At 54.8% G+C, this 1,389-nt stretch carries 2 protein-coding genes; both read left to right on the plus strand.

The features are described from left to right. The coding region (locus ACR0K5_RS25070) for a tetratricopeptide repeat protein (RefSeq protein ID WP_480632222.1) at positions 1–963 on the plus strand (963 nt) is incomplete at its 5' end. Next, on the plus strand, positions 963–1,389 hold a 427-nt coding region (locus ACR0K5_RS25075), incomplete at its 3' end, for a hypothetical protein (protein WP_480632223.1). The genes ACR0K5_RS25070 and ACR0K5_RS25075, both read left to right, overlap by 1 nt.

Here is a 1,389-nt window from a genome sequence, read left to right on the forward strand (position 1 = left end):
GCGGACTTCGAAAACACCGGACGCGACTATAACAGCTTTACAGAGGTTGAGACATCCTGCATGGCCGAGGCGGCGGCGCCCACGCAGCATGCGAGTTTCAGGGGCGTCAATTTTTCTGACATTGATGTCAAAAAGGCGTTTAGCACCTGTGCCAAAATCGTGAAGCAGGACGATACACACCCCGAAGCCATGGCTGCGTTTGCGCGCGTCCTTTCAAAGATGAAACGCTACGATCTTGCGTTACAGCAGGCTCGACTTGCCGCAGAACAGGGCAGTGCGTTGGCAATGAATACTATCGCGTATTCGTACAATACCGGCAATGGAGTGGATCAGGACTTAGAGAAAGCCATTGAATGGTACCAAAAGGCCCACAACGCAGGGTTTCCAATGGCCACATACAACCTGGCCAACTTCTATGCAAAAGGAGAAGGTGTAGACGTCGATACAGACAAGGCCTTGGGACTATATAATCAGGCTGCAAATTTCCATTATCCGCAGGCGCATCGAAAACTCGGGCAGATTTATCGCGAAGGCGAATGGGTCGAGCGTAACATGGAACTCGCGATGGATCATTTTGCTCTCGCCGCCGGTATGGGCGACGCCGAGTCCGCGGGGCGAATGGGCTACATATGGGCGACGGGCCAGCACGGCTATCAGCAGGATTACGAACGGGCGTTTCACGCATACCGAGCTTCGGTAGATCTGGGGGAACTCGATTGGGTTCAGCATAATCTCGCCACGTTGTATTATGACGGGCGCGGTACTGATCGTGATCTGAACGCAGCCAAGCTTTACTGGGGTTTGGCCGCCGAGCAGGGACACGTGAAATCTCAGCGCAAATACGGGCGCATCCTGGCCGATCAAGGTTACACCAATCGGGCGCTTGAGTGGCTTTTGAAGGCTGCAAACAACGGCGACGACGAGGCGCGCTGGATGATCGACGAAGTATTGAACACAGATTGATGAGAGTTCTGATCCCGATCTTGGTTGCTCTAATCTGGGGCGACCCGACATGGGCCAACGGCGCGTGTGCGCCCTTGGACGGTGCGTATGCAATTAACGGTGCGTCGGCAGACCGGATGGAATGGCTTTATTCGAAGCCGCGCTACAATTCGGACGTCATCAGCCATCTGCCGCCAAATGCCACCGGAGTATATCTGGAAGGGCGGCGCAATCTGAAACGATGGTGCCAGGTGAGATGGGGATGCGTTTCCGGCCTTATTAAATGCGTATACCTGTCCGGACCAGAATTGGGGGATGTGTCAGAATCTGCTCGACCAAACCGGGTGAAGCTAAAGGCTGCTTCATTGGGTGAGTACGAATTGCGCGCGGGGGCATCCTGGGACATGCCCGTCATCGCCACGTTGCCCAAGGGTTTGACCGAAGTTT

Source organism: Ruegeria sp. AB9 (assembly GCF_056542585.1).